The organism is Streptomyces sp. NPDC002144, assembly GCF_053593695.1.
In genome coordinates, this window is the sequence record NZ_JBSFDB010000010.1 from 128689 (window position 1) to 149093 (window position 20405).

General features: G+C 68.1%; 30 protein-coding genes. 4 read left to right on the plus strand and 26 right to left on the minus strand.

The window, feature by feature from the left end:
* Positions 1-4 precede the first annotated feature (4 nt).
* The 3 genes from ACWCQ1_RS17340 to xseA form a co-directional block, all read right to left on the minus strand.
* Positions 5-595: a malonic semialdehyde reductase gene (locus ACWCQ1_RS17340; protein ID WP_356762172.1), complete on the minus strand. Its 591-nt coding sequence runs from the start codon at positions 593-595 to the stop codon at positions 5-7.
* Positions 596-737: 142 nt separating this feature from the next.
* On the minus strand, positions 738-965 hold the full coding sequence (locus ACWCQ1_RS17345) for an exodeoxyribonuclease VII small subunit (RefSeq protein WP_451026825.1): 228 nt from the start codon (positions 963-965) through the stop codon (positions 738-740).
* A gap of 9 nt (positions 966-974) precedes the next feature.
* Positions 975-2183, minus strand: a complete 1209-nt coding sequence (gene xseA, locus ACWCQ1_RS17350; protein ID WP_451026826.1) for an exodeoxyribonuclease VII large subunit — start codon at positions 2181-2183, stop codon at positions 975-977.
* 86 nt (positions 2184-2269) lie between these two features.
* Between xseA and ACWCQ1_RS17355 the strand changes: the two genes are divergently transcribed.
* Together ACWCQ1_RS17355 and ppgK are read left to right on the plus strand one after the other, a co-directional pair.
* Positions 2270-3280 carry a 4-hydroxy-3-methylbut-2-enyl diphosphate reductase gene (locus ACWCQ1_RS17355; protein WP_358594308.1) on the plus strand — a complete coding sequence of 337 codons (1011 nt, stop codon included), beginning with the start codon at positions 2270-2272 and terminating at the stop codon, positions 3278-3280.
* 29 nt (positions 3281-3309) lie between these two features.
* The gene (gene ppgK / locus ACWCQ1_RS17360; RefSeq protein WP_208783903.1) at positions 3310-4056 is read left to right on the plus strand and encodes a polyphosphate--glucose phosphotransferase; all 747 of its coding nucleotides are present in this window, start codon (positions 3310-3312) and stop codon (positions 4054-4056) included.
* Here the strand turns inward: ppgK and ACWCQ1_RS17365 are convergent.
* Positions 4053-4634 (minus strand): DUF6542 domain-containing protein, encoded by a 582-nt coding sequence (locus ACWCQ1_RS17365; RefSeq protein ID WP_451026827.1) that lies wholly within the window; start codon positions 4632-4634, stop codon positions 4053-4055. The two genes, ppgK and ACWCQ1_RS17365, sit on opposite strands and share 4 nt — an antisense overlap.
* 168 nt (positions 4635-4802) lie before the next feature.
* Between ACWCQ1_RS17365 and ychF the strand changes: the two genes are divergently transcribed.
* Both ychF and ACWCQ1_RS17375 read left to right on the plus strand, forming a co-directional pair.
* Positions 4803-5891, plus strand: a complete 1089-nt coding sequence (ychF, locus tag ACWCQ1_RS17370) for a redox-regulated ATPase YchF (RefSeq protein WP_358594301.1) — start codon at positions 4803-4805, stop codon at positions 5889-5891.
* Between the two features lie 545 nt (positions 5892-6436).
* Positions 6437-7576 carry a hypothetical protein gene (locus ACWCQ1_RS17375; protein ID WP_450863218.1) on the plus strand — a complete coding sequence of 380 codons (1140 nt, stop codon included), beginning with the start codon at positions 6437-6439 and terminating at the stop codon, positions 7574-7576.
* Between the two features lie 17 nt (positions 7577-7593).
* Here ACWCQ1_RS17375 and ACWCQ1_RS17380 read toward each other — a convergent pair whose 3' ends face one another.
* The 22 genes from ACWCQ1_RS17380 to ACWCQ1_RS17485 all read right to left on the minus strand — a co-directional run bounded on the left by ACWCQ1_RS17380 (position 7594) and on the right by ACWCQ1_RS17485 (position 20402).
* Positions 7594-7974, minus strand: a complete 381-nt coding sequence (locus tag ACWCQ1_RS17380; RefSeq protein ID WP_450863219.1) for a glutamate ligase domain-containing protein — start codon at positions 7972-7974, stop codon at positions 7594-7596.
* On the minus strand, positions 7974-8522 hold the full coding sequence (locus tag ACWCQ1_RS17385; protein WP_450863221.1) for a C39 family peptidase: 549 nt from the start codon (positions 8520-8522) through the stop codon (positions 7974-7976). The genes ACWCQ1_RS17380 and ACWCQ1_RS17385 overlap by 1 nt, the downstream gene beginning before the upstream one ends.
* 12 nt (positions 8523-8534) lie before the next feature.
* The gene (locus tag ACWCQ1_RS17390) at positions 8535-9626 is read right to left on the minus strand and encodes a D-alanine--D-alanine ligase family protein (protein ID WP_450863223.1); all 1092 of its coding nucleotides are present in this window, start codon (positions 9624-9626) and stop codon (positions 8535-8537) included.
* On the minus strand, positions 9623-10432 hold the full coding sequence (gene dapF, locus ACWCQ1_RS17395) for a diaminopimelate epimerase (protein ID WP_450863224.1): 810 nt from the start codon (positions 10430-10432) through the stop codon (positions 9623-9625). The genes ACWCQ1_RS17390 and dapF overlap by 4 nt, the downstream gene beginning before the upstream one ends.
* Before the next feature lie 59 nt (positions 10433-10491).
* Positions 10492-10647, minus strand: a complete 156-nt coding sequence (locus ACWCQ1_RS17400; RefSeq protein ID WP_450863225.1) for a hypothetical protein — start codon at positions 10645-10647, stop codon at positions 10492-10494.
* Between the two features lie 182 nt (positions 10648-10829).
* Positions 10830-11372 (minus strand): NUDIX hydrolase, encoded by a 543-nt coding sequence (locus ACWCQ1_RS17405; protein WP_450863226.1) that lies wholly within the window; start codon positions 11370-11372, stop codon positions 10830-10832.
* Complete coding sequence (locus ACWCQ1_RS17410; protein ID WP_450863227.1) at positions 11369-11755, minus strand: hypothetical protein; 387 nt, start codon at positions 11753-11755, stop codon at positions 11369-11371. The genes ACWCQ1_RS17405 and ACWCQ1_RS17410 overlap by 4 nt, the downstream gene beginning before the upstream one ends.
* Positions 11756-11847: 92 nt before the next feature.
* A complete protein-coding gene (locus ACWCQ1_RS17415; RefSeq protein WP_450863229.1) occupies positions 11848-12690 on the minus strand; it encodes a helix-turn-helix domain-containing protein in 843 nt (280 codons plus the stop codon).
* 27 nt (positions 12691-12717) lie between these two features.
* On the minus strand, positions 12718-13227 hold the full coding sequence (locus ACWCQ1_RS17420; RefSeq protein WP_451026828.1) for a DUF6879 family protein: 510 nt from the start codon (positions 13225-13227) through the stop codon (positions 12718-12720).
* Positions 13208-13474 carry a hypothetical protein gene (locus tag ACWCQ1_RS17425; RefSeq protein ID WP_451026829.1) on the minus strand — a complete coding sequence of 89 codons (267 nt, stop codon included), beginning with the start codon at positions 13472-13474 and terminating at the stop codon, positions 13208-13210. Before ACWCQ1_RS17425 ends, ACWCQ1_RS17420 begins: the two co-directional genes overlap by 20 nt.
* Positions 13475-13583: 109 nt before the next feature.
* Complete coding sequence (locus ACWCQ1_RS17430) at positions 13584-13859, minus strand: hypothetical protein (protein ID WP_450863235.1); 276 nt, start codon at positions 13857-13859, stop codon at positions 13584-13586.
* A gap of 73 nt (positions 13860-13932) precedes the next feature.
* Positions 13933-16101: a ribonucleoside-triphosphate reductase, adenosylcobalamin-dependent gene (gene nrdJ, locus ACWCQ1_RS17435; RefSeq protein ID WP_451026830.1), complete on the minus strand. Its 2169-nt coding sequence runs from the start codon at positions 16099-16101 to the stop codon at positions 13933-13935.
* Positions 16102-16103: 2 nt separating this feature from the next.
* Positions 16104-16493 carry a hypothetical protein gene (locus ACWCQ1_RS17440; RefSeq protein WP_450863239.1) on the minus strand — a complete coding sequence of 130 codons (390 nt, stop codon included), beginning with the start codon at positions 16491-16493 and terminating at the stop codon, positions 16104-16106.
* Positions 16490-16873 (minus strand): hypothetical protein, encoded by a 384-nt coding sequence (locus ACWCQ1_RS17445; RefSeq protein ID WP_450863240.1) that lies wholly within the window; start codon positions 16871-16873, stop codon positions 16490-16492. The genes ACWCQ1_RS17440 and ACWCQ1_RS17445 overlap by 4 nt, the downstream gene beginning before the upstream one ends.
* Positions 16870-17199, minus strand: a complete 330-nt coding sequence (locus ACWCQ1_RS17450) for a hypothetical protein (protein WP_450863242.1) — start codon at positions 17197-17199, stop codon at positions 16870-16872. The genes ACWCQ1_RS17445 and ACWCQ1_RS17450 overlap by 4 nt, the downstream gene beginning before the upstream one ends.
* Positions 17196-18395: a hypothetical protein gene (locus ACWCQ1_RS17455; RefSeq protein WP_450863243.1), complete on the minus strand. Its 1200-nt coding sequence runs from the start codon at positions 18393-18395 to the stop codon at positions 17196-17198. Before ACWCQ1_RS17455 ends, ACWCQ1_RS17450 begins: the two co-directional genes overlap by 4 nt.
* Before the next feature lie 3 nt (positions 18396-18398).
* On the minus strand, positions 18399-18605 hold the full coding sequence (locus tag ACWCQ1_RS17460) for a hypothetical protein (protein ID WP_123995392.1): 207 nt from the start codon (positions 18603-18605) through the stop codon (positions 18399-18401).
* Complete coding sequence (locus ACWCQ1_RS17465; protein ID WP_450863245.1) at positions 18602-18967, minus strand: hypothetical protein; 366 nt, start codon at positions 18965-18967, stop codon at positions 18602-18604. The genes ACWCQ1_RS17460 and ACWCQ1_RS17465 overlap by 4 nt, the downstream gene beginning before the upstream one ends.
* On the minus strand, positions 18964-19428 hold the full coding sequence (locus tag ACWCQ1_RS17470; RefSeq protein WP_451026831.1) for a hypothetical protein: 465 nt from the start codon (positions 19426-19428) through the stop codon (positions 18964-18966). The genes ACWCQ1_RS17465 and ACWCQ1_RS17470 overlap by 4 nt, the downstream gene beginning before the upstream one ends.
* A 34-nt stretch (positions 19429-19462) precedes the next feature.
* Positions 19463-19879, minus strand: a complete 417-nt coding sequence (locus ACWCQ1_RS17475; RefSeq protein WP_450863249.1) for a CHC2 zinc finger domain-containing protein — start codon at positions 19877-19879, stop codon at positions 19463-19465.
* Positions 19876-20028, minus strand: a complete 153-nt coding sequence (locus ACWCQ1_RS17480; RefSeq protein WP_450863251.1) for a hypothetical protein — start codon at positions 20026-20028, stop codon at positions 19876-19878. The genes ACWCQ1_RS17475 and ACWCQ1_RS17480 overlap by 4 nt, the downstream gene beginning before the upstream one ends.
* Positions 20025-20402, minus strand: coding sequence for a hypothetical protein (locus tag ACWCQ1_RS17485; protein WP_451026832.1), 378 nt, complete (start codon positions 20400-20402; stop codon positions 20025-20027). The genes ACWCQ1_RS17480 and ACWCQ1_RS17485 overlap by 4 nt, the downstream gene beginning before the upstream one ends.
* Positions 20403-20405: the final 3 nt, after the last annotated feature.

A 20405-nucleotide genomic window follows, 5' to 3' on the forward strand; every position in this document is an offset into this window, starting at 1 on the left:
CCGCTCAGACCGTGGTGACGACCTGCTCGTACTCCAGGCGCGGGGAGCGCGGGAACCAGGCGTCCTCGCCCGGCTTGCCGATGTTGACGACCATCAGCGGGGTGTGGTCGTCGTCCAGGAACTCCTTCTGGATGCCCGCGAGGTCGGCGCCGGTCATCGGGCCCGCGGCGAGGCCGGCGGCGCGCACGCCGATGATGAAGTAGGCGGCCTGCAGGGCCGCGTTCAGGCCGGCGTTCTTCTCACGGGCCTCGCGGCTGCCCGCGAACATGTCCTTGGCCTGCGGGAAGTGCGGGAAGAGGTGCGGCAGCTCCTCGTGGAACTCGTTGTCCGCGGAGAGGATCGCGACCAGCGGGGCGGCGGCGGTCTTCTTCTGGTTGCCCTCGGCCAGGTGCTTCACCAGACGCTCACGGGCCTCGGCGGAGCGGACCAGCGTGACGCGCAGCGGCGACTGGTTCATGGACGTCGGGCCGTACTTGACCAGGTCGTAGATCGCCTGCACCTGCTCTTCGGTGACCGGCTCGTCGGTGAAGGTGTTCGCGGTGCGGGCCTCGCGGAACAGCAGGTCCTGGGCGGCGGGGTCAAGAACGAGAGACATGGGGGATCTTCCTCGGGGTGGCGTCGGGCTCCGTACCGGACCGCGGTCCGGATATGCTGACGTGACGAAGGTACGCCAAGGAAATTCAAGCTTCAACAAAAAACGGGCCGCGGTGATCCGCCTCACACGAACCCGTGTACGGCTACTCGCCTTCCTCGTCCCCGGCCTCCTCCGCCAGCGCCGCGTCCAGCCGGGCCCGCGCCCCGTCCAGCCAGCGCCGGCAGACCTTGGCCAGCTCCTCGCCCCGCTCCCACAGCGCCAGGGACTCCTCCAGCGTCGTACCGCCGGCCTCCAGCCGTCGTACGACCTCGATCAGCTCGTCCCGGGCCTGCTCGTACCCGAGCGCCTCTTCCGCCACCTTGCTGCTCATCCGCCCACCCTAGACATCGACTCGTACGGAGAACTCACCCTCGGAGACCCGCGCCCGCAGCGGCTCCTCGGCCGCCACCTCGGCCGGGTCCCGCACCACGTGCCCGTCGGCCTTCTGCAGCACGGCGTAACCGCGCTTCAAGGTGGCGGCGGGGGAGAGGGCCACCACGCGCGCGTGCGTGTGCGTCAGCTCGGAGTCGGCGCGGTCGAGGAGATGACCGAGGGTCCGCCGGGACCGCTCGACCAGCGAGGCCACATGGTCGGCCCGCTCGTCGATCATCCGGTGCGGATCCTCTATCGAGGGCCGGGCGAGGGCGTGCGCTAGCCCCCGCTCCTCCCGCTCGACGAAGGCCTCCACGCACCGCCGCGCCCGGTCCCGCAGCTGCCGCACCCGCTCGTACTCCTCCCCGACGTCCGGTACGACCTTCTTGGCCGCGTCGGTCGGTGTGGAGGCCCGCAGGTCGGCCACGTGGTCGAGAAGGGGGTTGTCCGGCTCGTGACCGATGGCCGACACCACCGGCGTACGGCACTCGGCGACCGCGCGCACCAGCTGCTCGTCCGAGAAGGGCAGCAGATCATCCACGCTGCCGCCGCCGCGCGCGACGATGATCACGTCCACGTCGCCCAGCTCGTCGAGCTCCTTCACGGCCTGTACGACCTGCGGGACGGCGTGCACGCCCTGGACGGCGACGTTGCGCACCTCGAAGCGGACGGCGGGCCAGCGGTGCCGGGCGTTCTCCAGCACGTCCCGCTCGGCCGCGGAGGCCCGTCCGCACACCAGCCCGATGAGCTGCGGCAGAAACGGCAACGGCTTCTTCCGCTCCGCCGCGAACAGGCCCTCGGCGGCCAGCGTCTTCTTCAACTGCTCCAGCCGCGCGAGCAGTTCACCGACCCCGACGGGCCTTATCTCGGCGGCGCGCAGCGAGAGCTGGCCGCGGGGTGCGTACCACTCGGGCTTGGCGTACACGACGACCCGCGCGCCCTCGCTCACGATGTCGGCCACCGCGTCGAAGGTCTGCCGATAGCAGGTGACCCCGATCGAGATGTCGTACGAGGGGTCGCGCAGCGTCAGGAACACCACCCCGGCGCCGGGCCGCCGCGACAACTGCGTGATCTGCCCCTCGACCCAGACAGCCCCCAGCCGGTCGATCCACCCGCCGATGAGCCGCGACACCTCACCGACGGGCAGGGGAGTCTCCGCGGACGTGTTGAGAGCCATGCCGCGAGGGTAACGGCCGCAACCGACACCCCGGGCCGGCTGCGCCGACCGGACATGATCTTCGGCCTCCCGGGCGCGGCCTTACGATGGGTCGCATGACCGCTTCGCCTGGCCGCCGTGTCCTGCTCGCCGCCCCCCGGGGCTACTGCGCGGGTGTGGACCGCGCCGTGATCGCCGTCGAGAAAGCCCTGGAGCAGTACGGGGCTCCGATCTATGTCCGGCACGAGATCGTGCACAACAAGTACGTCGTGCAGACCCTGGAGAAGAAGGGCGCGATCTTCGTCGAGCGCACGGAGGAGGTCCCTGAGGGGAACATCGTGATGTTCTCCGCGCACGGCGTGGCCCCCGTCGTCCACGAGGAGGCCGAGCGCGGCAGGCTGGCCACCATCGACGCGACCTGCCCCCTGGTCACCAAGGTCCACAAGGAAGCCGTCCGCTTCGCCAAGGAGGACTACGACATCCTCCTGATCGGGCACGAGGGCCACGAGGAGGTCATCGGCACCTCCGGCGAGGCCCCCGACCACATCACGCTGGTCGACGGCCCCGGCGACGTCGCCGGGGTCGAGGTCCGCGACCCGTCCAAGGTCGTGTGGCTCTCCCAGACCACCCTCTCCGTCGACGAGACCATGGAGACCGTCGACGCCCTAAAGGAGAAGTTCCCGCAGCTGATCTCCCCGCCCAGCGACGACATCTGCTACGCCACCCAGAACCGCCAGCTCGCGGTGAAGCAGATGGGCGCCGAGGCGGACCTGGTCATCGTGGTCGGCTCCCGCAACTCCTCCAACTCCAAGCGCCTTGTCGAGGTGGCCAAGCTGGCCGGCGCCCGCGAGGCCTACCTGGTGGACTTCGCCGACGAGATCGACGAGGCCTGGCTGGAGGGCGTCTCCACGGTCGGCGTGACCTCCGGCGCCTCCGTCCCCGAGGTCCTGGTCGAGCAGGTCCTTCAGTGGCTGTCGCAGCGCGGCTTCGAGGACGTGGAGATCGTCAAGGCGGCCGAGGAGTCCATCACCTTCTCGCTGCCCAAGGAACTCCGCCGTGACCTCCGCGAGGAGGCGGCGGCACTGATCGCCGAGCGCACCGGAACCTCGGCCGAGTGACCGCCAGTCGTCCGTCGTAACGTAGGGCCATGCAGATCTTCGGCGTTGACATCGGCGGATCCGGGATCAAGGGCGCCCCTGTTGATCTCGACAGGGGCGACCTGGCCCAGGAGCGGTTCAAGGTGCTCACCCCGCACCCTTCGACACCCGACAGCGTGGCCGACGGGGTCAAGCTGGTCGTCGACCAGTTCGGCTGGACCGGCCCGGTCGGCCTGACCTTCCCGGGCGTGGTCACGGACGGCTCCCACATCCGTACGGCCGCGAACGTCGACAAGAGCTGGGTCGACACGGACGCGCGCGCGTTGTTCAGCGAGCGCCTCGGCGGCCTCCCGGTGACGGTGGTCAACGACGCGGACGCGGCGGGCGTCGCCGAGATGCACTTCGGCGCCGGCAAGGACCGCAAGGGCGTGGTCATCCTGCTGACCTTCGGCACCGGCATCGGCAGCGCCCTGTTCGTCGACGGGATCCTCGTCCCCAACAGCGAGCTCGGCCACCTCGAGCTGCACGGCCACGACGCGGAGAAGCGCGCCTCCAGCAAGGCCAAGGACGACGAGGAGCTCTCCTGGGAGCACTGGGCGCACCGCGTCCAGAAGTACCTCGCCCATGTCGAGATGCTCTTCTCGCCCGACCTGTTCATCATCGGCGGCGGCGTCAGCCGCAAGGCGAACAAGTTCCTGCCCCACATCGAGGGCATCGCGGCGGAGATCGTCCCGGCGCAGCTGCAGAACAACGCCGGCATCGTGGGCGCGGCGATGCACGCGGCGACGGACGGCTAACGGAACGGGTCGTTCCGATACCGGAGCGCCCGTCGGCGCCGCAGGGCGATCTTGCGCACGGTGACGATCGCTCCCGCGACCAGCGTCCCCCCGTACAGCCACAAGGCCTGCGTGGCGAGCGCCGTCACCAGGCCCATCAGGCGCCCCAGCAGCCCGCCGCCACCGTCGTCGGCGATCGGCAGCAGGCCCACCGCGAAGGCGATCGGTACGACGACGGGGGCGCTCACCAGGTCGTTCCTGCGCACCCAGACCGCCGTCAGCAGGCACACCGGCAGGAACAGCACGCCGTAGAAGGCGGTCGAGGACCCGAAGAGCAACGCGTCCAGGCAGCCCAGCACGAGCATCGCCGTCCCGCTGAACAGACCGCCGCCCAGCCCGGTCAGCCGCGGGTTCGGCAGCCGTCGCACCGCCTCGGCCGGCGGCGGACCCGGCTGCCGCGACGCCGGACGGGCGGCCGGACGTTGCTGCGCGGGACGGGCGCCGGCCTCGGCGGCCCCGCCGTGCGCCGCCTGTGGGGGCAGCGGGGGCGTGCCGCGTCGCGTTCGGTCGTGCGGGGGTCGCGTCCTGTGTTGCTCCACACCACCAACCTAGGTCGGTTTATGTGCCGAATCGCGTCTCGGACACGCCGGAGGGCAGAGCTTGGCCATGCGTTCGATCGGTAGCCGGAGGGGGGTCGGGCACGCCGTAGACTGGGGGATCGGCCCAGCCCCTCCAGTCCCCTCCTCTCACGTACGGGAAGTCGCAACGTGTCGCTCACGATCGGAATCGTCGGTCTGCCGAATGTCGGCAAGTCGACCCTGTTCAACGCCCTGACCAAGAACGACGTGCTCGCGGCCAACTACCCGTTCGCCACGATCGAGCCGAACGTGGGCGTGGTCGGCGTCCCCGACGCGCGGCTCACCAAACTGGCCGAAATCTTCTCCTCCCAGCGCGTCCTGCCGGCGACCGTCGACTTCGTCGACATCGCGGGCATCGTGCGCGGCGCCTCCGAGGGCGAGGGCCTGGGCAACAAGTTCCTCGCGAACATCCGTGAGTCCGACGCGATCTGCCAGGTCATCCGCGCCTTCAAGGACGAGAACGTCGTCCACGTCGACGGCAAGGTCTCGCCGAAGGACGACATCGAGACGATCAACACCGAGCTGATCCTCGCCGACCTCCAGACCATCGAGAAGGTCCTGCCGCGCCTGCAGAAGGAGTCGCGGATCAAGAAGGACGTCGCGCCGAAGGTGAAGGCCGTCGAGGAGGCCAAGGAGATCCTGGAGAAGGGCGACACGCTCTTCGCGCACGGCATCGTCCAGGGCAGCGAGCGCGCCGAGCCGCTCCACGACCTGCACCTGCTGACGACCAAGCCCTTCCTGTACGTCTTCAACGTCGACGAGGACGAACTGGTCGACGAGGACTTCAAGAACGAGCAGCGCGCCCTGGTCGCCCCCGCCGAGGCGATCTTCCTCAACGCCAAGCTGGAGGCGGACCTCGCCGAGCTCGACGAGGAGGAGGCGCTGGAGCTGCTCCAGTCCGTCGGCCAGGACGAGCCCGGCCTCGCGACCCTGGCCCGCGTCGGCTTCGACACTCTCGGCCTGCAGACCTACCTCACGGCCGGCCCGAAGGAATCCCGCGCCTGGACCATCAAGAAGGGCGCCACCGCCCCCGAGGCCGCCGGCGTCATCCACACCGACTTCCAGAAGGGCTTCATCAAGGCGGAGGTCATCTCCTTCGACGACCTGGTGGAGACCGGCTCGGTCACCGAGGCCCGCGCGAAGGGGAAGGCGCGGATGGAGGGCAAGGACTACGTGATGCAGGACGGGGACGTGGTGGAGTTCCGCTTCAACGTGTAGCAGGTCACATAGCACGGCACTCCTGATCTTGCAAACATGCAGGTCAGATGGGGTCCATCCCTTCGGGGGTGGGCCCCCTTTTCGTTCCCGTGCTGACTTGGTGCTGACCTGGAAGCACCTCCCATCACCCCTCGGAACCCCTTCCGTGCTGACTTGGTGCTGACTTTGGACGAGTGGCTACCGGGGGGTAGAGGGGGCCCAGGGGTGGGCTCGCGTCATCCGCCGGTATGAGCTGAATGCCCCCCGAGGATGATGATCTTTTATCGAGACATACCCCCTTCGGTCGAACGCGCGTTCCCATGTTCTAATCGGTGGACTCTCAGATTCCACTTATGGGGGGCCGCACCGCCATGCGCCATCGCAAACCCGTCTCTCGAATCCTGGCCATCCCTGCCAAGGGTGAGCCGCAACGCAGGCTCGCCATGCTGAGCTGGGGCATGGCTGCGGCCGGAATCGTCTACGCCGGAACCCTGGCGACAGTCGACGTGGCCGACGACGAGACGCCGGGCAACAGGGGGCAGAGGCCGGGCCATAGCGTCCCTGACGTGGCCGCAGAGGACTCGCAGAGCCAAGGAGGCGAGGCAGCCGCCCGCAACGCCGGAAACGGCTCCACACGGCCCGCCGAGAGCGACGGCTACATCCCGACCTTCTTCGACGGGCACGGAGGCATCTCCGGGGTGGAGTTCACCCCCGAGCAGCGGGAAGCCATCGTCCGCCAAGCCCTGAGCCGAGGTATGACGCAGGAAGAGGCTCACGAACTCGCCTACGGCTTCAGGCCGGGGGACGAGGACGACGGCGACGACGACGGCGCGTACGTCCTTGTCGACGGCGAGGTGTACCGACACCTCACGCCCGCCGAAGACGCCGATTTCACCGCCGCGAGCGACGGAGTTGAAGCCCCCGACGCCGACAGCTACATCGCCGCTGCGAGCCTGGACAAGAAGGTCGTCGCCCAGGACGGGCGAGCCAAGGGCGCGGCCCCGGCCGTCAGGGGCAGCAAGGCCGCGCCGGGCAAGAGTGGCTCCGCCGGCACGACGAGGAAGAAGGCGAGCAAGCCGAAGAAGAAGGCCAAGAGCGGCATCAAGGACAGCATCAAGGGCGCTGTGAAGCAGGTTGTTCCCGACCCGATCGAGGATGCCGTCAAGAGCCTGCCGGACGGCCTCGTGCCCTTCCGTACCTTCATGGCGGACATCAGCCTGCCCGGCACGGAACCTCAGTTCACGGTCTACGCGCTCGACATGGACCGTGACGCGGACGTGGAAGCCCTTCAGGTCACGGCTACTGCCCAGGTGTCCGAGTCGGTCACCGTCACGGCCGACGTGGTGGCCCCGATCGAGGAGTCCTCGGAAGCACCTCCGTGCATGGTCGAGGTGACGCTCACGGACCCGACCACGAACGAGGTGATCGCCGACCCGGCACCGGTCGTCGTGGAGAACCCGCAAGAGGTCTCCCAGGCCGCCATCGGTGAGATCGTCGATACCGTCGTGGACGCCACCCAGGTTGAGGCCAAAGGCGAAGCCGCGTCCGAGGTGACGAGCGAGGATCTAACGACCGTCGTCGAGGCCCAGGACGAGGCGGGGGTCGAACAGCCTGCCCCTTCCGACCCCACGCCCTTGCAGCCTGTCGACGCTGCCCCGGCGGTCAAGGAGGAGAGCGCCGACTCGGCGTTCGGTCTGGCGAGTTAGCGGGTCACCGCGCGCCATCAGTCGGCAGGCTGGCCGGACAGGTTCGTGACGGGCTGGCCAGAGAGTGACTGGGCGATCTGCCAGAGCTGCCCGCCGCGTGAAGCCTTGACCAGGACCGTGTCGCCTGGCTTCACGACGGTGTGGAGATAGGCGGCAGCGGTCTTGTTGTCGCCCACGATCGCAATGTCGGGTACGCCTGCGTCGCCCGCTGCGAGGGCGAGCTGCTTGGCGAGGTCTCCACCGACCGCCACGACGAGATCGACGCCGACTTCGGCCGCGAAGCGTCCGATCTCGCGGTGGGCGTCTACCGCCTCGTCGCCTAGCTCCAGCATCTCGCCGAGTACAGCGATCGTCCGGCCGGCAGTCGTCTCGGCCGTGTCGCCGTCTGCCTCGGGCATCAAGAGTCTCCGTTGGTCTTCAGGGGTTCGAAGGTGATTGCGCGGCCCGTGTACGAGCAGGACAGGCGGCTGAGGGGGACGCGATCGTGCGTCTGGCCCCATCTCGACGGGTCTCGGAAGAGGATCGTCGGGTCCGGGCCGTCCTCGTAGCCGTGAAGGATGACGAGGTGTCCGCCCTTGCGCCCATCGTCGGGAAACTGCTCGGTCACGGAGGCGATGAGTGGGGCATCGTCGAGGCGGCCGAGCAGTTCGTCGGCCGGTACCGGCTCTGCGGTCGCTGGCACTCCGAGGTCGGCTGCCAGGCTCGCGATCCCCGCGTGAAGGGCTCCACGCGGGGTCAGAACCTCGTGCTTGACCGCGAGCTTCAGGAGTTCCGTCACCGTGGGCGCCTCGCGCCCGTAGGCGAGCACGATCGCCCTCAGCGACGCCAGGCCGCACGCCCGGTTGGACCATTCGATCCTGTCTCCCAGTGCCCAGCCGCCGTGTAGATCCCACTCGGCGGGTTCGATGAGCTGTCGACACAGGGGGACATCGTGGACGCGCGGCACAGCGGCAGGCTCCTACGGCGAGACGGCAGCCTCCCGCGTCGGCGTGGTGCTGGAGAACACGGGAGTGGGCAGGGGGACATCGTACGGCGGCCGGGCCAGGGCCTCATGAAGCATCGCCAGCACGACATCCGTGTGCGTGAGCCCGACCATCGCCGCCCCGACCGCGAAGTTGCTGTCACGGGACATGCCCGGCGTGGTGTTGACCTCCAGCACGAAGGCGTCGCCGTCCTCCGTGACGATGAAGTCGATGCGGGCGGAGCCGCGCAGCCCCATCCCGTCCCACAGCGTCCGCGCGTCCCTGCTGATCCTGTCCAGGGTGACGGGCTCCAGCTCGGCGACGCGGACGGTCACCGTCCCCTTGGAGTCCATGTCCAGTTTGGTGTCGGCGTCGTAGAACTCGGCTTCGGTCGCCTCGGTGGTCAGCGGCGGGAAGACGACGACGGACCCGCCCGGCAGCTCCAGCAGTCCTACGGTCACCGGAGTGCCGATCACGTAGTCCTCGATCAGTACCTCGTCACCCTCTGCGCCGGCAGCGTCCGCGAGGGCGCGGGGTAGCTCCTCCGCCTCACGGACGAGACTCATGCCGACGCTGGACCCGCCGAAGGGCGGCTTCACCATGACGGTCTGCCCGCCCCAGTTCGTCGGGCCGCCGGACCAGACACGCCAGCCGGGCGTCGGGACGCCGAGGGTCAGCATCACCCGCTTGCAGAGGATCTTGTCTGCGGCCACCGCGGATGCCTGCACCCCGCTGCCGCAGTAGGGCACGCGCAGGTAGTCGAGCAGGCCCTGCAACCGGCCATCCTCGCCGTACGGGCCGTGGAGATTGGAGAGGGCTACGTCGTACCCGGACAGCTCCTGAATGAAGTCGGGCTCGGTGGGGTCCAGCACCTTCCACTTCGCGCCGATCTCTTCCAGGGCCTCGCCCAGGGCGGTGACAGACCGCTGTTCGACGGGACACTTCGAGTGGTAGAGCCGGTCCTCGGCGGACACGGGGCCGTAGATGAGGGCGACGCCGAGGCCCTTGCGGCTCCGCCCCCACGCGCGGAGCGCTTCGGCGGCCACGTGTACCGGCTGGTCCGAACTGGAGTCGAGAAAGAGGGTCATGCGAGTACCCCTTCGAAGGTGTAGGTGACCGGCCCGCCAACCCATGCGGTCCGGTTCGGATGGCGCTCGTGCGGGCGGACGGTGAGAGGCTCACCGGCCTTGTTGTGCACCGTGACCTCGCGCTTGCCGACGAGGCCGCGCATGGTGGCGATGACGAATGCGGCGACAGCTCCACTGCCGCAGGAGAGGGTCTCTGCCTCGACTCCGCGCTCGTACGTGCGGATCTTCAGCGCCTGGCCGCCAAGGTGCTGGACGAAGTTGACGTTCGTGCCGAGGGGGGCGACGCGTTCGTGGTGCCGGACGATCCGGCCTACGAGTTCTGTGTCGATCGCGTCCACGTCGTTCACGACGGCGACGACGTGTTCGGTCCCGGTGTGCGCGCTGTCGAACCATGTCGGCTGGCCGTTGATGACGGTTTGTAAGCGACGGGGCTCGATCGCCCGGACCTCGGCTGTGACCCACACGGAGTCCGTGTCGATAACGGCTTCGTGCACGACGCCCGCCATGCGGAGCTTCCGGACGTTTGTCGCCCCGAGGCCGTCGTCGTGGTGGGCTGCCCAGGCCGCGCACCGCAGCGCGTTGCCACACATCGTGGCGACCGACCCGTCCGCGTTGAAGCACTGGACTTCGAGCATGGCGGGGTCGTCTTCAGCGGGACGGCTGACGACCAGGCCATCCGCCCCCACACCGGTACGCCTGGCGCACAGTTGCTCCGCCGTCTTGGCCCAGGCCGTGTCGTCCTTCTGGCCGGGGTCCGTGAAGAGTACGAAGTCGTTGCCCGCTCCGTGAATCTTGCGAAAGCGCATGCCAAAGCTCCTCGCGTCGAGAGGGTGAAGGGGGTCGTGCGGGCCCGAGGGGGCTGCGATCAGCAGTAGTCGATGGGCCGGTAAGTGGTCTGCGCCTCGCGCATGGTCCAGGGGGCACGTCCGGCGAAGTGCAGGACGCGGACCGAGGCGGTGCCGGTGGACCTCATGTCCTGTATTCGCTGGTACTGGCCGTCGAGGAGGATGAAATCGCCCACGCGGACATCAGACGGCGGCCGGTGCGTGGGGACCGTTCCGACTGGCGGAGGGGGCGGCTCGTCGTGCGTCGCCCTGGCACTCCTGTGCACGTACTGCATTCAGCCCCTCCAGATTCCGAGCAGGATGGCGCCGCCGAGCGCCAAAAGGCTTGCGATGTAGGCGAGTTGTTGATTGCGGGGGCTCACTGGATTCCGATCAAGTGGCTCTCTACGCGCCTGCGGACGGCCTCGATGCCGATTTCGGCGAGGGGCATCCAGGCCGCTGCGCCCATGTCGATCATCGAGGGGAAGACGGCACCGGAGTGGGCGCGGAACAGGTATCGGATGCCGACGCGGAGGCGCGGCCCGTAGCTGTGCTGGCCCGGCCTGGTCACGTCGACCAGAAAGGCGCCCTCAGAGCCGGGCTGCGTCCACACGTCGCGGATGCCGATCTGCTCGGTCAGCAGGCGTAGGGCCGCACCGCTGAGGGTGTCGTCCTCCTCTTCCGGCTGGGCCTCGGCGAGCGCATAGCCGTTCCCGTTCCGCAGGCAGAGGACGCGGCCCTCCTCGTTCACGACGACGGCCCCCGTCACCACGACAGGGCAGCGCTGGTCGTGGGTGCAGGCTCGGCGCCGCGAGTGGTCCACGGCGGCGTCGTAGACCGGCATCAACGCCATCTGTTCTTCTGGGTGTTTGGCGATGTAGTGGGACAGCTCCCGGACGATCTGGTCTTCTCTGACCGTCACGGCGCCTCCAGATCGTTCCGCGCGGTGTAGATCCACAGCAGCCGGCGCAACAGGGTTGCGACATCTCGGAGGTAGATGAAGGTTCCGAACGTCGGCGTCTCGCTGGTCGGCCTGTTCGGGAGTTCAATCAGCTTCCTCGCCTTGCGGACGATTTGCTGTACATCGCCGTCCTCCTGGGCGCCCAAGTCCGTGTCGAGGATGCCGCTCAACTCGTTGGCAAGTCGCGGCAAGTAGCGGTCCAACTGCTCGCGAGTCGTCGTGCCCAGGCGGAACGTGAGAACGGTGTCGCTAAGCGAGGATGCTTCCGCCACGCTAAAGGGGTCGCCGTCGTCCTCGAATTCGTCCGCAAGTACCTCCGACTTGCCCGGACTTGCCAATGCCATCACGTCCCTCCCAGGCACGTTTTGGAACCGTGCGCATAACGGTAGGAGGGGCGGCGAGCATAACTCCAGGAGTGTGCCCATACTTGCCAGGCTCAGTCGAGTGAATTGATGGCCCTGGTGATGATGTCGCGTGCGGCGTGCCCAGTGACGGAGAGTTCGGCCAGTGCCGTGAAGGTCTCGGCGTACATTGCGACCTCATGCCTTTGTACGACAGTCAGGTGCGCGGATACCAGTTCGACGTTCACAGTGTGATCGTCGAAGAGGAAGAACCCCTCGACGGGCATGAAAGGCCGTTCGATATCTCGCGGAATGATTCCGATACTCACTGTGGGCAGAGCCATGACTGTGAGCAGGTACCCGAGCTGTCCGGCCAGGACCGCCGGCCCGCCGACACGATGGTAGAGGGCGTCCTCTTCCAGCACGATGGAGAACTGGTGATTCCGGTAGACGATCTTCTGCTTCTCGACGCGGACTTCAACCGCGGAGTCGATGTCGTCGGCGAGGCCCCGGTGGTCGCGAATGGAAGTCAGCAGCGCCTTAATGTACGAGGCGGTCTGCACTGGGCCGGGAATCAGCCACGGCGAGTAGAAGCGGAAGCGCTGAGTGCGCTCCCAGAGCGGCAGGGCGGACCGCTGGGCATAGGTGAGGCCGTCGCGCTCCATCTCGCGCCACTCGACGTACATGCCTTCGATGCCCTGGGCCGTCGAAACCAGGTCTTCGGCCTGATCGTCCGCACCGCATGCGTGGCACCACGCACGAAGGTCGCGCTCCGAGGGCGCACGTGTGCCGCTCTCGAAGCGCGATGCCTTCGACTCGTGCCATCCGAGTCCTTGAGCCAGGGCTCTCTTAGTGAGCCCGGCCGACTTTCGGATTTCACCAAGGCGCCGTCCGAGCGACTTGCGGGCTTCCTGGACGCTCGAAGATGCCGGTTCCATTTTGCGGTGGCGATCCTATGCGAAGTTTCAGTACAGCTCGAACTCTGCGTGGGGCGTGGCTACGCTCCAGACGGCCTCGAATGCGGCTCCGCAGAGCTTTACGATCTCCGGGTCCTCTGTGAGTTCCGGCTCCGTAGGTTCGCCTTCACCGTCGAAGTGATTCACGTACACAAGGCTGGAGTCGAAAACCCAGAAGTCGTTTCCCGGCAGGGACAGGCCCGTCGCATTTCGCCGCGACAGCCAACGTACATCTTCACCCGCCGCGATATTCAGCCGCGCCGTCACCTCGTGCTCGAAGCGAATGTACTCGCTTACGGGAACCGAGACGATTCGCGCCCGTCGCACCTCGACTCCTCGGGACACGGCCTCCGAGACAATGGAGAGCCAGGCACCCCAGCGTTCCGCCGGGTCGATGGTCGCACCGGCCTGCCAGTCGAGGAAAACGGGGTCCGACTTCATGTAAGCGTCGCGCGACTCCAGATGGACGGCAGTCCTGTGGCAGTCGCGGAACAGCTCCTCAAACGTTGGGGCCGGCACCCTTCTTCTCCTCCGGGTCGGGGATGGCGGTGGCGGGGTCCTTGTCGATGTCGAGGAAGAACTTCGCCATGTACCGAGGGATGTCCACCACCGTTTCGTGGGCAGGGAGGTTCAGTTCGGCGAGTCGCTCCTCGTCCACAACCTTGAACCCCTGCACGAGGTACCTGTCCGTTTCCTCGTCCAAGTACACGGTGGGCGAGTTGCCGTTGGGGCTGTTCGGGTCCTTGCCGAGCTTGCGCAGTGCCATGATGCCCTCCTCGTGAGGCTGGTGTCGCCCTCTGTGCCTGATCCTGCACGAAGCAGCACCGAGACGTCGAGAAACTTGCCAGGACTTGCCACGGGTGCCGAAGTTGACCTTACGCAGCCGGGGTCAGGGCGACGAGCAGAGGACCCGCGGCCTCGCTCCACTCTCGCCCGGCCTCGACTGCCGCCTTCCCGGCGACGTTAATGCCGTCCCGGACCGGGGCGAGGAACGTCTCGCGGAAGTGAGCCTGCGCATCGGGGTTCATGCCGCTCTCAGAGACGGCCGTCCCGATCTTCTCGTCGAGGACCGCAGCCGCCTCGCGGAAGTCGCTGCCGGTCCACTCGTCTGCGTGCTCGGCGACCAGCGCCCACGTCATCTTGAACGTCATGTAGCCATTCTACCTGCGGGAACGCCAGAAGGGCCCCTCGAAAGGGGCCCAACTTAGCTTCTACACAAGGCAGTTACCTGATCGGGCAAGCGCCGTTCGAGCACTCCTCGTCGGTGGAGTCCTCGACCCGATAGGACTCGTACGCCTCGAACTGCTCGCGGGTGATCCGCTCGTACGGGGCCTGCGGTCGGGTGCCGTCGACCATGATCGTGGTTCCCTTCAGGTGGGGCAGCCACTTCTCGATCACGTCCGCCGTCTCGTCCACGTCCAGGCCCTCGGGCACGTTCGCCGTGAAGCTCACCGCGTTGTCCGCGTACTCCGCCTGGTACATCGCCTGGAAGGCAAGCATCTGGCCGAGGGACAGCTCGTCGGCCGACTCCACCAGGTCCGCCGGGTAGCCGCGCGCCTCGACCTCTTCGACGAGCTTGTCCAGCGTGGGGAAGGAGACGACGGCCGTGTTCCCGGAGGCGTCGTAGACGCAGGGCTCGACCTCGTACCCTTCCGCCCTGAACTCCTCGACCTTCGCGGCCTGTGCCGGGTCGGCGAGCGAGAAGCGGACGCGCCGCAGGAACGTCCTGGCGTAGACGGGATGGATGCCCTCGGTCACGCCAGGCAGCTTGGCCACGGTGCCGGTCGGCGCCACGGTGGTCACCTTGACCGGCTCGGCTATCCGCAGCTCGAACGCGTACGTACGGGCGGCCTCCCGGACCGTGCGCTTCAGGCGGCGGAGGAGAAGCCGGAAGCGGGTGTGCGCCGGCGCTTCGCTGTAGCGGATGCCCTGCTTGGCGAGGAACCCCTGAACGCCCAGGTGGCCGACGCCGATTCGCCGGTTGGCGGCCAGGCGTTCGGCCTGCTCGGCGTCGTTCACGTCGCCGTACGTGGCCCGGATCAGGAAGCGGGTCATCAGCTCGTGGGCCCGCTTCAGGCCGGTCTCGTCGTACGCCTCGTGACCGTCGACCACGAAGGCGTCGAGGTTGATGTGCCCGAGGTTGCAGTTCTCCCACGGCATGAGCGCGATCTCGCCGCACGGGTTCGTCGCTACGACCGTGTTGGGCTCGCCCTCGTTGCTGAAGGTCGAGTTCCAGTAGCCGGGCTCGCCGTTCGCGAGCATTCCCTCGACGACCTTGCGGTGCACCTTGCGGGCCAGCTCCGTGCCGCCGGGGCCGAAGTCGTCGAACCGGTCGCCGGACAGGTACTCGATGAAGTCCTGGTCGATCTCGACCGACACATTGGTGGTCCAGTGCTTCGAGGGGTCGAGCTTGCACGACAGGAAGTCGTCGATGTACGGGTCCGCCCAGTGGCAGATCGCCATGCGGGCCGAGCGCCGGTTGCCACCCGAGACGACGCACTCGGCGATGGCATGGTCGATCTCCATGGCCTCGGTCGGCGTCAGGTGCCGGCGGTTCGTGCAGTCGTGGCACAGCTCGCGTGAGCAGTACGAGAAGCAGAACTCGCGGCGGGAGGCGTCGGACATGACGCGGCCGATCTCCTGCATCATGCGGCCGAAGGGGGCCGGGCCCGAGGCGACGCCGCCGAAGGTCTTCAGGCGGGCGCCCTTGCCACGCACGCGCGATACGTCGTACACGCGGTCGCTGTGCTTCACCTCGTCGTCGGTCATGAAGGTGTCGATCAGGTCCACCATCGCGGCGGCCCAGCCCTCGCGGGAGTCCTCGACCTCGAAGGCTCCGGCCCAGTCGGAGTCGTAGGCGGTCGAGAGGAGACCCGCGGCCTTCATCTCCTCGTAGTCCGGGTGCGAGGGGTCGCACACCACGTGAACGGTCAGAGCCCGGCGAGGCAGGCCGTACGGGACCAGGAAGCGGGAGCTGTAGTTCGCACCGACACCGCCCCCTTCCATGAGTCGCATGAAGCTGAACTCGAAGTGGCGGGACAGCTTCTCGCCCCAGCCTGAGACGTGGCAGTTGAAGAGGTACTGCCTGCCCTTCACGCCAGACGCCCACAGGTGGCGGCCAGCGGGGAGCACGGCGAAGCGGTCCATGAGGGCGACCAGCTCGTCATGCTCGGCCCGTACGGCGTCGCTCCAGCCCTCGGCCGGACCGTAGACGAGCGCCAGGTTGCCGGCGGCCACGCGGCGGACCGTCTCGGGCCACGTCTCGCGCGTGCCGTCTGCCTTGGTCCGGCTGTAGGTGCGCTCGTAGACGGTCTGACCGGTCGGGCCGAACGGGACGACGGGGGTGTTGATGGGGTTCTCCTTCTGGGTGGTGATGGTCAGCGGCTCGGCCAAGATCAGACCGGCCGGTTCAGCAGGACGGACAGAACCTTGATGACCCGCTTCAGGGTTCCGGCGCTGTATGCGGCGAGGTCGGACAGCACTTTGATCTGCGCCGCCGTCTCCTCGGCGGTCGGCGCCGTGAGCGCCAGATAGGCGAGGCTCAGGTCGATCCGGTCGCTCAGGTAGTCAATCGCCGTCGTGGCCTCCTGCTGAAGGCTGTCGAGGGCGGCTCGGGCCTGGTACTGGGTGACCTCGTTCTGGTTGTAGGGCCGGGAGATGACCGTGCCGTCGTCCTGGCGCTCGTAGTAGGTGAGGGTGGCGTCGTCCCAAAACTCGTACTCTTCCGGGCCCATACCGGCCGGGGGCTCCACGATCACCGGCCCCTCGGGCGGGGTCTCGCTCAAGCTGCGTCCTCCAACTCGTCGTAGCTGTCGATGTAGTCAGTGCCGTTGAGGTGGGCGGCGAGCTTGCCGACACCTCGTTCGAGCCGGTAGCGGACGGCGCGGTCGGTGACCGCCTCGCGGGCCGCTATCCGGCGGTCGTCCCAGTCGAGGGCGAAGTGCATGAACAGCGCTCGCTTCTCGACCAGGGAGAGAGGGGCGGTCGCCCAGCCCCGCCGGATGTCGGCGAGGTGGGCGAACAGGGTGCCGGCGGCCTTCTTGTCGACGGTCCCGCGCGGCATGTCGGCGTCCGGGGCCTGTGGGTTGCGGATGCCGTAGGCGGCTTCCACGTCCCACACGGCCGGAAGGAGGTGCTCGACGAGGCGCCGGTCGTAACCGCTCACACGCGGCCCCTCTCGGCCGCATTGCAGGCCGCCTCGTAGGAGGTGTGCCGGATGCGGCGCTTGGCCTCGGTCTTCACGCGGTCGACGAGATCGAGCACCAGGCGGTGATAGAGCACGCCGAGCCCAAGCGCGGGGTCCGCGAGGCACTCGTTCACCATCTGCGGCTTCGTCGCCAGGATGATGAGCGCCTCTTGCCGGGCGTCCTCGTACTCCATCGTCAGCGTGTCCTCGTAGCCGTCCGCGATGCGGCGGGCAGCCCGGCCCGCGAGGGCCACGACCTCGGGCAGGTCGAGGACCCGCCAGTCGACGCCCGGTGAGGCGCTCACCTGACCACCTCCTTGACCGGCACGTCGCCGTCCTTCGTGACCATGACCAGCAGTCCGGGCGCCCCGCGCGTGCCCTTCAGGTGCCGCCACCACGTCGACTCGGACTCCATGGCGGGGACCTGGATGAACGTCCTGGGCCCGTCCGTGTCGATGAACTCGTGATGCAGGTGACCGGCGAGGAGCAGATCCGCGGTGTGCATCGCGCTCGTCTTGTCGAACGCCTGGCCCCGCCACCACTCGAAGTGCTTGCCGGGCCGCCACTGGTGGCCGTGGGCGTGGGCAACGACCGTGCCCGAGCACTCGACGACGACCGTCAGCTCGTCCGTGTCGGGGACGTACACCTCGACATGCGCGTACTCCTCGCCCGCCAGGGCTAGAGCCTCGCCGACAGAGATCAGGGCGTCGGTGTCATGGCTGTCGTCGTAGCGGGTCATGCCCTTGCCGAGCACACGGACGGCCTCACCGTGGTTGCCGGGCACCGCGACGACCGTGAGTCGGGCGACCAGCGGGGCGAGGCGGAGGATCGCGTACGTCATGAGACGACGGGTCAACCGGATCTGCTCGGTAAGGGTGAGCTGGGTCCGGGCCACGTTCGAGCCGCCCTGTGAGACGAAGCCTTCGATGTGGTCGCCGAGCCAGGCGAGGTGGACGTGCTCGATCTTGTACCGCCACCGGTACTGAGACAGCAGGTCGGCGGCCTTGTCGATGCAGTCCATCGCGCGGTGCAGGGTGCCTTCGTAGCCGTCCCCGTCAACCTTGCCGAACTGCATGTCCCCGAGGGCGATGACGTACGTCCACTCGCCGTCCTCGGGCTCCGCCGAGCGGGGCGCCGGGATGTGGTCCTCGAAGACACGAAGCAGCTCGTCGACATTGGGACGCTCGAGAATCGCCGGCACCCTGCGGCGGCCGAAGGAGAAGCGGGCTGAAACGCCCGGCTCGCCGTTCGGCATGGTCCACTCGCTCGACCGGAAGCCGGTGATCTCCCACTCGGCGGGGTCGAGGTGGTGGGCGCGGAGCACATCGGCCGCCGTGGACTCCGGGTCGATTCCCTCGGGACCGCGCACGGTCACCTCGGCCGCGTCGCCAGTGACCTCGATCTGACGGGTGAAGTCCTTGTCGGGGTCGGCCTGGCGGCCCGCGAGGGCCGGGGCGGTCGGCGTGGCGAGAAGGTCGTTCAGCAGCTCGGACTGGTTCAAACTTTACACTCCATCACGAAGGGAACGGCGGTAGGTGCGGATGGTGGAGGCGGAGACGCGGTGTCCGTGCTTGCGCAGGACCAGGGCCAGGCGCTCGGCCGAGGAGCCGTCCAGCAGCCGGACGAGGACCGTCTCGCGTACGTCCGGCTCCAGCTCCTCGTACAGCCGCTTCAAGGTCGGGCCCGGCTCGCCCGGCAGGGGATCGCTCACTTCGGCCCCCTGTCGATCTGGGCCACGGCCGACACGGCGAGAGCGGCCAGCCGTACGAGGCCGCTGCGGATCTCGTCGACGGTGCGACCGCCGAAGGCGGCGAAGGCGGTCTGGACGGCCAGGCCGTCAACGCCGAGCGTCCCGGCGTCCTCGCGGGCCTCGTTGATCGCGGCCCAGTCGTCCGCCCGCATGCGGTAGTTGTCGGCCCCTCGCGAGGGCAGGTGTCCGCCGACGAGGTTCGGGGGAAGGTCGCCGACCGTCCGGGCCTGGTTGCGGACCTCCGTCAGGATGGCGGCCAGGGGATCGGCCGCACGGGCGGGCCGCTTGCCGGCGGTCTTCTTGGCGGTGGTCGCCTCGGTCACTGGGTGTCCTCCTTGATCAGGTCGAGGAGGGCGTGAGCGCCCCCCTGGATGTAGGTGTCGGTCACGTCGCCGTCACGCAGCCGTACGGCCTTCGCGGACCGCAGGGCCCGGCAGATGCGGGCGGTGAACTCGGCGCCCGCGTCGTCCGGGTCGCCCCACACGCGGACGCGGTTGAAGCCTGCGAGCATCCGCCTGTGGCGTCCTTGCCAGAGGGCGGCGCCGGGGATGGCGACCGCGTGAAGGCCGATCTTCCGCAGGATGATCCGGTCGAGTTCGCCCTCCGCCACGTCGAGCGTGTCCCCGGCCTGGTGAACCGAGTCGATCCCGTACATGCGGGGCGGGTCGTCCTTGATCGTGTTGTACTTCCCGTGGAAGTTGGCCCGGTGGTCGTGCTCCTCAAGGCAGCGGAAGCGGATCGTCAGCGGACTGCCATGCCGGTCGAGGTAGGGGATGGCGAGCATGCCCCGGTACTTCTCGTGGCCGGGAAAGGGCTGGTCACCGACGACGCCAAGCCGGTACGTAGTTGCCTCGTCCCGCCCGATCCCGCGATCGAGCAGGTACCTTGCGACGCCCGGCGTAAGAGCTGCCTGATAGGCCGCGGTCGCCTCCTCCAACATCTCGCGTTGCGAAGGCGAGAGAGGCTGCAAAACGCTTGGCTCCGACAAAGTCGGTCTTCTCCTTCTTCATGATCAGCGTGTAGGAGTCCCCGGCCTCGTTGCACGAGTGGCACTTCCACACCTGGCGGTCGGTGTTCCAGGAGAAGGACGGGGTGTCGTCCTCGTGGAACGGGCAGTGCGTCATGCCCTTCGCGCGGTGGTCGTCGAACTCGATCTCGTAGTGGGCGAAGACCGCTTCGAGGGTCGGCTTCTCGCTCTCGCCCTGGTGGTCGTTGTCGATCCGGCTGAACCTCATGAGGCCCGCCTTCCGACGAACCACCCCTTGTCGTCGTCGTATCCGAGGGATTCGAGCCCGGCGCCGGCAGCTGTCTCCAGATCGAACCGGCCCAGCTCCAGGACCAGGCGCTCGCGCTCGGCCTCTTCCTCGTACGTCAGCGCGGTCATTCGGCGTCCAGTCCGAAGTACGCCTCGACCGTGGTCAGGACGAACGCCTTGCGCCATCCCTTGCCCCGGCGCTTGACGACGACGATCGCTTCCACCTGATCGGGGTGAATACCCCTGTGCTTGGCGAAGTTGAGCCGCTCGCGCTCGGCCTCGTCGAGGAACGGGCCCGGTTCGAGCTTGGCGTTCTTCGTCTCGATGACCGTGAACAGGCCGTCGTCTTCACGGACAACGAGGTCGCCCTCGTCCTCTGCACCAGCCAGCCGGAGCCGTTCGGCGTCCTCTCCTACGGACCGCAGGCCCGCGAGGAGTTCGGTCTCCCAGGCGGCGCCCTTGCGCCGGTTGGCACGGTTCCGCTCGGTCGTTTTTGGGGTCAAACT

Bases quoted from the DNA above. Each gene is read 5' to 3' on its own strand.
- ACWCQ1_RS17380 (WP_450863219.1), bottom strand. From the start codon at position 7,974: ATGCCCGAGGCAGACGGCGACACGGCCGAGACGACTGCCGGCCGGACG.
- ACWCQ1_RS17430 (WP_450863235.1), bottom strand. From the start codon at position 13,859: ATGACGTTCAAGATGACGTGGGCGCTGGTCGCCGAGCACGCAGACGAG.
- ACWCQ1_RS17425 (WP_451026829.1), bottom strand. From the start codon at position 13,474: ATGGCACTGCGCAAGCTCGGCAAGGACCCGAACAGCCCCAACGGCAAC.
- ACWCQ1_RS17345 (WP_451026825.1), bottom strand. From the start codon at position 965: ATGAGCAGCAAGGTGGCGGAAGAGGCGCTCGGGTACGAGCAGGCCCGG.
- ACWCQ1_RS17475 (WP_450863249.1), bottom strand. From the start codon at position 19,879: ATGAGGTTCAGCCGGATCGACAACGACCACCAGGGCGAGAGCGAGAAG.
- ACWCQ1_RS17415 (WP_450863229.1), bottom strand. From the start codon at position 12,690: ATGGAACCGGCATCTTCGAGCGTCCAGGAAGCCCGCAAGTCGCTCGGA.
- ACWCQ1_RS17340 (WP_356762172.1), bottom strand. From the start codon at position 595: ATGTCTCTCGTTCTTGACCCCGCCGCCCAGGACCTGCTGTTCCGCGAG.
- ACWCQ1_RS17480 (WP_450863251.1), bottom strand. From the start codon at position 20,028: ATGACCGCGCTGACGTACGAGGAAGAGGCCGAGCGCGAGCGCCTGGTC.
- ACWCQ1_RS17470 (WP_451026831.1), bottom strand. From the start codon at position 19,428: ATGCTCGCCATCCCCTACCTCGACCGGCATGGCAGTCCGCTGACGATC.
- ACWCQ1_RS17355 (WP_358594308.1), top strand. From the start codon at position 2,270: ATGGGTCGCATGACCGCTTCGCCTGGCCGCCGTGTCCTGCTCGCCGCC.
- ACWCQ1_RS17390 (WP_450863223.1), bottom strand. From the start codon at position 9,626: ATGACCCTCTTTCTCGACTCCAGTTCGGACCAGCCGGTACACGTGGCC.
- dapF (WP_450863224.1), bottom strand. From the start codon at position 10,432: ATGCGCTTTCGCAAGATTCACGGAGCGGGCAACGACTTCGTACTCTTC.
- xseA (WP_451026826.1), bottom strand. From the start codon at position 2,183: ATGGCTCTCAACACGTCCGCGGAGACTCCCCTGCCCGTCGGTGAGGTG.
- ACWCQ1_RS17410 (WP_450863227.1), bottom strand. From the start codon at position 11,755: ATGGCATTGGCAAGTCCGGGCAAGTCGGAGGTACTTGCGGACGAATTC.
- ppgK (WP_208783903.1), top strand. From the start codon at position 3,310: ATGCAGATCTTCGGCGTTGACATCGGCGGATCCGGGATCAAGGGCGCC.